Here is an 8973-nt window from a genome sequence, read left to right as displayed (position 1 = left end):
CACCAAGACAATGATCAGTCCGGCTAGTCTCCTGCCATGGGGCCCCTTTCGTCGCAATAGGTTGCTCCCGATATCGCGAAACTTCGTTAAGATCGTTATAAATGAAGGGCTGAATTTGTGATTGAATCGGATAATGGCAGATCCCGCGTCATCGCACATGCCCAGGCCCCTGTAATCTCAGGTCCACAGTGCGAATTTCGCCGGCCGCTGAAAGACTTTGCACACCTTGTTATGTAAGGGTGAGGCTATAAGCGATCAGGATAACTGAGATGGCACTTTCCTCCCTGCCCTTTGTGAAAGACAAGCGACAATACTTGCGCTTAGGGTCCACCAAATCGGCTGAACTTGTTGAAGCGGGGGTGATCGTCCCGCGCTCGGTCAGGCTTGTGAATATCTCCTCGGCGGGCGCCCGGCTAAAACTCGATATCGCCCGTCCGGTTCAGGATACGTTCGACCTTGTTATTCATCCCACGGATGAATTCTCGAGGAAAAGCGTGAAATGCCAATTACAGTGGCAACGTGGCACTGATCTGGGCGTTAAATTCATCTGAACATACATATTGAGCAATAGATTGGCTCAATCAGGCGCGATTAGTGCGCATCTTGCAAGGCAGCCGACAGGTGTGCCAGCGCGACTTGGACAGGATGACAAGGCAGATAACAGCTCTTCTCATGATTACGCTTGCAGCGGCATTGCCAGCTGTCGCCGATCAGGTGCGCGTTGAGATCACGGGCGACGAGATCGATGAAGAGCTTGATGCCTCCGTACGCGACGCCTTACCCGACGAGTCGACGCCGCAGACGCCGCTCGAAGCGCGCAGGCAGGGCCGCAGGGCAGCCAGCGCCGTCAAAGCGCTTCTTAACAGTGAAGGCTATTTCGATCCCAGAATCGATCTCGCCGTCGAGAACACCGAAAGCCCGGTCGCCCGGCTCCGGATCAATCCAGGCCCGCAATTTGCGCTGGGCGACGTCTCCGTCGAATTCATCGATGCCGAGCCGCTAACGGATGATCAGACGGCCATTCGGGATGGCCTGCCTGTCGAGCGCGGCCGCGCGGCCCTTCCCGACCGGGTCATCGATGCCGAGCGCTGGATCGTGTCGCAGCTGCGCCAGAAAGGGTATCCGTATGCGGAAGTCGAAGACCGCAGGGTCATCGGCGACCGGGACGATGAAACACTATCCGTCACATACATAGTAGATTCAGGTCCGCGCGTGCGATTTGGCGAGACACTCATCCCGCAGGACGATCTGGTCACCAAGGCCACCTATTTGCGCAGGCTCATCCCTTATGAGGAAGGCGAGCTGTACGACCCGGCAGACCTTTCGCTGCTGAATACGCGGCTTGCCGAGACACGCCTGTTCAACGTCGCACGCGCCACCCTGTCCGAGGAAGCAAGCGCGGTCGGCGAGGACGGTACGGAAGTTCGCAATGTCGAGGTCACGCTCACTGAGCGCAAGCGCAATACGATCGCACTCGGCGCCAGCTATTCCACGAATGAGGGCGCCGGCCTCAATGCCGAGCTGACCCGCCGCAATCTCACCCGCCGAGGCGATGTCGTGGTGGCGGATCTGACTGTCGCGGAACTGGAACAGGCCCTCGATATAGTCTGGCGGCGTCCAAACGAATTCGGCTATGGGCGCGGGCTCGTGCTGAATGCCGGCATCTCGAATGAGACCACCGATGCTTATGACCGCCAAGCTGTTGAGGTTGGCGCTGGATACGAAGTCGTCCGCGGACCTGAGTTCACGTACTCCTATGGCGTCAATGCAGAGATCACCAAGGAAGAGGATGAATTCGGCGAGCGGGACCTGCAGATCTTGTCCGTGTACGGCGCTGCCCGGCTCGACGAGACCGACAGCGTGCTTGATCCGCGCTCCGGCTGGCGAGCCAATGGCCGCGTCGAGCCCAGCTATACGTTTGGGGACAACACCAATCCCTTCGTTCGCACATCCGGTCAGGTCAGTGGATATATTCCGTTCGATGATGAAAGACGGTTTGTTCTTGCTGGCCGCCTGAAAATCGGGGCCGTGCTTGGCGCCGACGCCGCCGACCTGCCCGTCGACACCCGATTCTATTCGGGCGGTGGCGGCAGTGTGCGCGGTTATTCCTATCAGGGGATCGGACCGCGCACCGAGGATGGCACACCGCTTGGCGGCAAGTCCGTCGTTGAGACGTCTTTGGAAGCCCGCTACCGCTGGCGCCCGAATATCGGCATCGTTGCCTTCATCGACGCCGGCAGCGTGTCGACGGACGAGTTTTCGAACTTCGATGACGCACAATACGGAGCCGGGCTGGGCGTCCGCTACACGACGCCTGCCGGCCCGATCCGTCTTGATGTGGCGGTGCCGCTCAATCCGGACGACTTCGACGACCCGGTCCAGATCTACATCTCAATTGGCCAGGCCTTCTGACCATGGCTGAAACGACACAAAATACTGAGGCGCAGCGCCGCAGACCAATTCTGAAATGGTCCCTCATCGTCCTTGGCGGCATCGCCGCGCTTGTTCTAATATTGCTTCTCGCTCTGCGCTTCGCTGCTCAATCCGACTTCGGACGGAACTTCGTCGAGAAGCAGATTGAGTCCGCTTCGCCGTCGGGTCAGCAGATTGAAGTTGAAGGCCTCAAAGGCGACCTGCTCGGACGCTTTCGCATCGAACGACTGACCGTTTCAGACGAGGATGGCGTCTGGCTGGTGGCTGAAGATCTTCATGCGGACTGGAAACCTCTGGCCCTCAGGCGCAGGGCGCTTCTGATCGACGCGCTGGAAGCCGATCTGATCCATGTCATGCGCCGTCCCACCCTCACCTCGTCTCAGAGTGAAGGTGGTGGCGGCTCCATGCCGATCCGTACCGGGGACGTGGATCAGCTTCTGGTCCGCGAGTTTCGAACCGATAAAGGCGTCCTCCCACGGGCCCTATCACTCAAAATAGAAGGGCAAGGCGCCCTTCGCGAGGATGGCGGCAGCAGCATGATTTCTGTTTTGCCCCTTGAGGGGGAAGGCGACCAGCTGCTCGCAGATCTCGAATGGTCGGATGACTACCGCCTGACCGGCAATCTGGAGCTGGACGGCCCGGCAGGCGGCCTGTTCGCATCGCTCGCCCGCCTTGACCAAGGCCAGTCGCTGGAGGCGAATCTAGAGGCTACAGGGACGCTCGACGCCTGGACCGCCGATGGACAAGTGGAGATCGAGGACGAGGATGCATTGACCCTGTCAGCGGGCGCGCGCGATGATGTGATTACCGTCGAAATCGATGCTCATCCCGGTACGCATCCTCTCACACAGGACCTGACAGATTATCTCGGCGACACACTCACGGTTGTCGGCGACATTTCCCGCCAGGACGGCCGCCCTGTGATCGACATGTCGGCTGAGGCAGACAATCTTCTTCTCAATGCCCTCGTCCGCCGGGCGGAAACGGGCGCGTATGGTGCAGATCTCCGCCTCATCGCCGATGACCCCGATCGCTTCATCGGGCGCGAAGACATTTCGCTATCGCGCGCCATCATCGATGGGACTGCCTCCTATGATCAAGGGGCGGCCCGGTTCGATGGCACAGTGGAGGCCAGCGATGTCGATGTGCCCGCCTTTCGAGCCGCAACCGTGTCAGGCCCGGTCGTTGCAACACTTAACCGGCCCGACATTTCGGTTCGAACGACGCTAAGCGCCGAGCAAGCCGAGCTCTCCGGCACGGCCGGCCAGATGGCGGGGCGTACACCAACCTTGGAGGCCAATGCCCAGTACAACCTCTCCTCCAGGGTTCTTTCCGTGCGCGAGTTCATCGTGCGCGGGCGCGCGGGGCGTGCGACGGCTGCGGGCACTGTCAGCCTCGCCTCGACACCGACGGCCGACCTTGCCGGGAGTTTCCAGCTCGATACCGAAGCCGCAGGTCTCTCGCGGGCGGCCATGCTGCGTGGTCAGTTTGAACTCTCACGCGCCAATCCGACATCGACCCGGTTCACCACACAGATCAATGCTTCGGACTTCGGAGACCTTCCGGCCCCACTCGACCAATGGGCCGGCAATCAGGCAGAGGTGTCGGCGAATGGGGTCTATGAAGGATCCGGCCAGATCAGGCTGAACCGGATGACGCTCAATAGCGGAAATCTGCGCGCGTCCGGATCAGGCGCCATAGCAAACGGCGGAAGCGTATCGGCCTCGCTCGACATTGATGCCGGCCAAGCGGAGGTGTCAGGCGTTCGCCTTTCCTCGCTTGATGGGCTCGCAGACATTAGCGGCAATCTTGATAATCTCCGTTTCGAAGCACGCATCAGCGTCCCTGAGCTGCAGCGCGGCGATATGGCCTTCTCTGACACGACGCTGTCGGCAGGGGGACGATATGCCGGAGGGGACCTCACCGCCGATGTCGATCTTTCAGCCGATAGCCAAACCGGCCCACTGGCGGCCTCGACGGGTCTGGCCCTCTCCGGTTCAAACTGGACGCTCAGTGATTTCGACGCGACATGGAACGACCTTCAGGCCCAGGCCGACCTTTCAGGCCAGGGCGCCGATCTGACAAGCCTGCGGGGCGAAGCCTTTGTAAACGGGACGCTGCCTGAAGGCCTGCCCGCACAATCAATCGAACTCGATGCCGGGATCACCGGAGACAGGCTCGTGCTTGATGCGACGCTTCAACAGTTCAGCCTTGGCCCGACTGAAGCCGAAGCTCTGGTCGTCAGAGCAAACGGCACCTTGGAAGAAACCAATTTCGTGATCGAGCTTGATGGGCGGACCGAACTTGATGCTCTCAGTTATCCAACCTCGCTCGATGTCGACGGTACTGTCAGCGGGCTGACCTCCAGGTCACCGCTAGATCTCATCGCCTCGGTCTCGGCAAATCTTGGTGAGCTCGCCTTCACGACGAGAGAGCCTATCCGGTACACAAGCTATGAGGATGGGTTTGAAGCGACCGCCCGGCTGGCCGCGCTCGAAGGCGAATTGGCGGCCAACATCTCCACCCGCAGCACGACAGCCATACGGGTCGAGGCGGAGGGGATGAAGATCGCGCCTGTCCTGCTGCTGATGGGCCGGCCAAGCCTGTCCGGGGCGATTGATATCAATGCCGAGATCACAGAAACCGAAGCCGGCACGCTGTCGGGGCCGATCCGCGGGGAACTTCTGTCCGTCTCAAGGCCGGGCTCTGATCTGGCACCGATCGACCTGTTCTTTACCGGCAATCTTGCTCCCGACCTCCTCACCATGGATGTGCGCGCGCTCGACAATGAGGCGCTCGAAGCGAATGCGCAGTTCAGACTGCCCGTCACCACCTCCGATAACCTGCCCTTCATTCAGAGAGACGAGAGCCGGCAAATCCCGTTTGAGGCGTCCGCCAATGGCCAGATCGAAGCCATCGCCGCCCTGTTTGTGCCGCCGCAAATGGTTCTTGAGGGCCTTGTTGATTTGAGCCTGTCAGGCGAACTCCCGACCCTGGACCAGACATTTCAGGGCGAGCTCAATTTCTCACAAGGTGTCTTTGAGCATGGCGAACTCGGCATGGTACTGAACCGGATCAATGGCTCTGCGACGCTGGGCGGCGGGCGGCTGTCGCTGTCCAGCTTCGAAGCACGCGGGCGCTCGGGCGGGACACTGACAGGCAGCGGCGAGATGAGTATCGATGGCTCCGGGCAGAGCGACGTTCAACTGACAGCCGACAAGCTGGTTGTCACCGAACGGCGCGAAGGCAGCGCCACTGTTAGCGGGACCATGACCCTCAACCAGCAGCCGAAACTTTTGGAAATCATAGGCGATCTCACGGTCGATGAAGGCCAGATCAATATCGGCAAATTGCCAAGCGGCGGACCGCCAACGCTCGACGTTTCTTTTGAAGACCCTGCCGAACGACAGGAAGAAGAGACCGAGGAAGACGCCGCAACCCGTCTCGACATCACGCTCGACGCGCCGGGCCGGATCGATGTCAACGGACGCGGCGTCAATGCCGAACTCGCGCTGGACGCAACGATCACCGGCACGCTGGGAGAACCCATCATTGCAGGAGAGGCCCGGATTGTCCGGGGCCGGTTCGATCTGCTCGGCAACCGGTTCACATTCGGCGATAGTTCGGTCCGCCTGAACCGCGAGATCGGTCAGTCCCGCCTCGACATTTCGGCGACGCATGAGACCAATGACGACATCAACGCCATTCTGAACGTCGTCGGCACAATCGACCGGCCAGAGGTAGAGCTAACCTCGAACCCTGTCCTGCCAGACGATGAAGTGCTGTCCCGTGTCCTGTTTGGCCGCTCGCCCTCGCAGCTCACGGCGCTCGAAACGGCAAGACTCGCAGCTGCGCTGGCCCAATTGTCAGGCGGCGGTGGCTTCGATCTGCTTGGCGGCATTGAGCAGGCGCTTGGGCTCGATACATTCGACGTCGGCAGCGCTGAAAGTGGCGGCGTTGAAGTGACCAGCGGCAAATATCTGACCGAAGACGTCTACCTCGAAGTCCGTTCGGGGGAAGCCGGTGCCCCGGGCGTCGCGATCGAATGGGAGCCTATCGATAATATCGAAGTCGAGGCGGCGACCGGATCGGAAGATGGCCAGGAATTATCGATCCAGTGGAAGCGCGATTTCGACTAGTTCGCGTGTGCCGAGACCGGACTATAGCATCGAGACGTCTGTCGGCTGATCCAGCAACAATCTGCCAGCCAGGTCATAGATCCCCTTGCGCACCATGATGTGCTGCGTTGCCACGTGCACATCGCGAAACCGGCGCTGGATCGGCAAGCGTCTGTAGACGGAAGCCCCGCCACACAGCTCATAGAGGTCGTCGACAGCCCCGGCGGCTGACCTGACGGCGGCGGTGCAGGCCAGGCGAAGATCGCGCCGGCGCTCAATTGATACAGGCCCGGCTTCAGCCTCCGCCCAGCACGCCTCCACGGCCTCGACAAGAAATGCACGGCCCTGGCGGATGGCAGCTTCAGCCACGGCCGCATCGCGATGGGAGGAAGCTTTGGTAGCCAAGGGCGATTTGCCGTCGCCGGCATGGGCAAGCTCGAGAAAATCCTCCATGGCGCCCCGCGCTGTGCCAAGCGCGACAGCGGCAATGCCGAGCGCGAGCAGGCTGAAGCCTGGGAACCTGTAGATGGCGAGATCGTCGCGGGCCGTATCAAAATTGCCGATGACGCGATCTGCCGGTACAAATGCATTGTCGACCGCAAAGTCCGTGGATCCTGTGCCCTGCAAGCCCGAAACGGTCCACGTATCGATGAAGCTGACGTCCGAAGCGCTGTAGACTGGCGAGATATGTCTCGGCTTGCCCTTGTCGTTGAGAACGGGCGCGCCTGTCTCATCGGCGACAAGACACCCGCCCATGATCCAGCTGGCATTCTGGCTACTCGAGCCCCACGCCCAACGGCCTGTCACCCTGTAGCCAGCCTCGCCGTTTTCAGTCGCCGGGACGGCCCGTCCCATTGGCGCGAAAACACCTGCCGTGATGATGTCGGGACGCTCCAGCAGGCGCGCCATGGCTTCGGTTTCGACGGTGGACATGCCGTATGATGCGGTGGTCGCAATGAAGGCGCACCAGGCAGGCGATGCATCGCCTCGGGCGAGTGTTTCGATACAATTGAAATATGTGGCCGGCGTGGCTCCCTGCCCGTTCTGCGAGACCGGGTGGCAGAGCGTATAGAAGCCGTCACGGGCCAGCGTCTCTGCGAGATCCTGCGGCAGGGCCCGGGTCTTTTCGACCTCCTCTGCCCGCTCTTTCAGGAGGGGTATGCGCCGCGCCGCACGCGCGACAAGGTCGTCTTCTCGAGTGGATGTCGTTTGAAAGGCATCGGCTGGCATAGGATCAGTGGTCTCGCATTCATCTCAGGCGCTGTGAGCTTAGCATATCGACAAGCGCGGCGTGAGAGCCTGGATTGGCAAGCCGTCGGAGAGCTGCTCTCACCCTTCAAGCACGACGGTCCGTCCGTTGTTCAGGAAGACCCGGTCTTCAATATGCGCCTTGACGGCACGCGCCAGCACGCGCCGCTCGATATCGCGGCCTATAGCAACGAGGCCGTCGGGCCGGTCCCTGTGCGTAATGGCCTGCACGTCCTGACAGATAATCGGGCCCTCATCGAGGGCGGCCGTCACATAATGGCTCGTCGCGCCGATCATTTTCACGCCGCGCTCATAGGCCTGGTGGTAGGGCTTCGCGCCTTTGAAGCCCGGCAGGAAGCTGTGGTGGATATTGATGCAGCGGCCGGAAAGATAGGCACTCATCTCATCGGACAGGATCTGCATATAGCGCGCAAGAACGACGAGTTCGGCGCCGGTCTTTTCGATCAACGCCCGAAGGTCATGCTCCTGCTGCTGCCTGGTGTCCCGCGTCACAGGCAGATGTTCAAAAGGGATATTGTCTATCACGCCAGTATAGTCGTCCGGCTGCGGATGGTTTGATGCGACTGCCACCACATCCATGTCGAGTTCTCCGATACGCCGGCGGTATAAGAGATCGACCAGGCAATGATCGAATTTCGACACCAAGATCAGGACTTTCGGCGGCACGGACGTGTCGCGCAGCCTCCATCGCATGCCGAACTCTTCGGCGATGGGCGTAAATCCGTCTCTCAAACCTCCAATCGTCTCATCGCCCGGATCGAAAGAGACGCGCATGAAAAACTGGTTGCTGAGCCGGTCGTCGAATTGCTGGGCGTCGAGAATGTTACATCCCGACGTCGCCAGGAAGGTGGACACGCGCGCAACGATGCCGCGCACGTCATTGCAGCTGATCTTCAGCACGAATTCGCTCATCCCCGCCCTCCTCTCACGGTGCACCCATACCATCAGCGCCCGCGGAAATCGATTGGCGGCGCATTCAAGGCTACAAAAGCAAAAACCCCCGAAATCCGCAAGGATTTCAGGGGTTTATTGGGTGCGGGAGCAGGATTTGAACCTGCGACCTTCAGGTTATGAGCCTGACGAGCTACCGGGCTGCTCCATCCCGCATCAAGCTGAACGCAACCGTACTGGCTGCAGATGCGATATCATACAT

Annotated in this window: 5 protein-coding genes and 1 tRNA gene; 3 read left to right on the top strand and 3 right to left on the bottom strand. The window is 60.5% G+C overall.

The window, feature by feature from the left end; all coding sequences use genetic code 11:
* Window positions 1-269: 269 nt before the first annotated feature.
* The 3 genes from WA989_RS04305 to WA989_RS04295 all read left to right on the top strand — a co-directional run bounded on the left by WA989_RS04305 (window position 270) and on the right by WA989_RS04295 (window position 6572).
* A complete protein-coding gene (locus WA989_RS04305) occupies window positions 270-551 on the top strand; it encodes a PilZ domain-containing protein (RefSeq protein ID WP_424339278.1) in 282 nt (93 codons plus the stop codon).
* 121 nt (window positions 552-672) lie between these two features.
* A complete protein-coding gene (locus WA989_RS04300) occupies window positions 673-2412 on the top strand; it encodes an autotransporter assembly complex protein TamA (protein ID WP_424339277.1) in 1740 nt (579 codons plus the stop codon).
* Window positions 2413-2414: 2 nt separating this feature from the next.
* Entirely contained in the window at window positions 2415-6572 is a 4158-nt protein-coding gene (locus WA989_RS04295; RefSeq protein ID WP_424339276.1) for a translocation/assembly module TamB domain-containing protein, read from the top strand.
* Between the two features lie 21 nt (window positions 6573-6593).
* On the opposite strand, the gene WA989_RS04290 is transcribed toward WA989_RS04295, so the two are convergent.
* The 3 genes from WA989_RS04290 to WA989_RS04280 form a co-directional block, all read right to left on the bottom strand.
* Window positions 6594-7781 carry an acyl-CoA dehydrogenase family protein gene (locus WA989_RS04290; protein WP_424339275.1) on the bottom strand — a complete coding sequence of 396 codons (1188 nt, stop codon included), beginning with the start codon at window positions 7779-7781 and terminating at the stop codon, window positions 6594-6596.
* 99 nt (window positions 7782-7880) lie between these two features.
* Window positions 7881-8732 (bottom strand): formyltetrahydrofolate deformylase, encoded by an 852-nt coding sequence (purU, locus tag WA989_RS04285; RefSeq protein WP_424339274.1) that lies wholly within the window; start codon window positions 8730-8732, stop codon window positions 7881-7883.
* A gap of 118 nt (window positions 8733-8850) precedes the next feature.
* Window positions 8851-8927: transfer RNA gene (locus WA989_RS04280), tRNA-Met, on the bottom strand.
* Window positions 8928-8973: the final 46 nt, after the last annotated feature.

Source organism: Henriciella sp. (assembly GCF_049649345.1).
Classification (GTDB): domain Bacteria; phylum Pseudomonadota; class Alphaproteobacteria; order Caulobacterales; family Hyphomonadaceae; genus Henriciella.
This window is presented reverse-complemented; position numbering and strand designations above follow the sequence as displayed.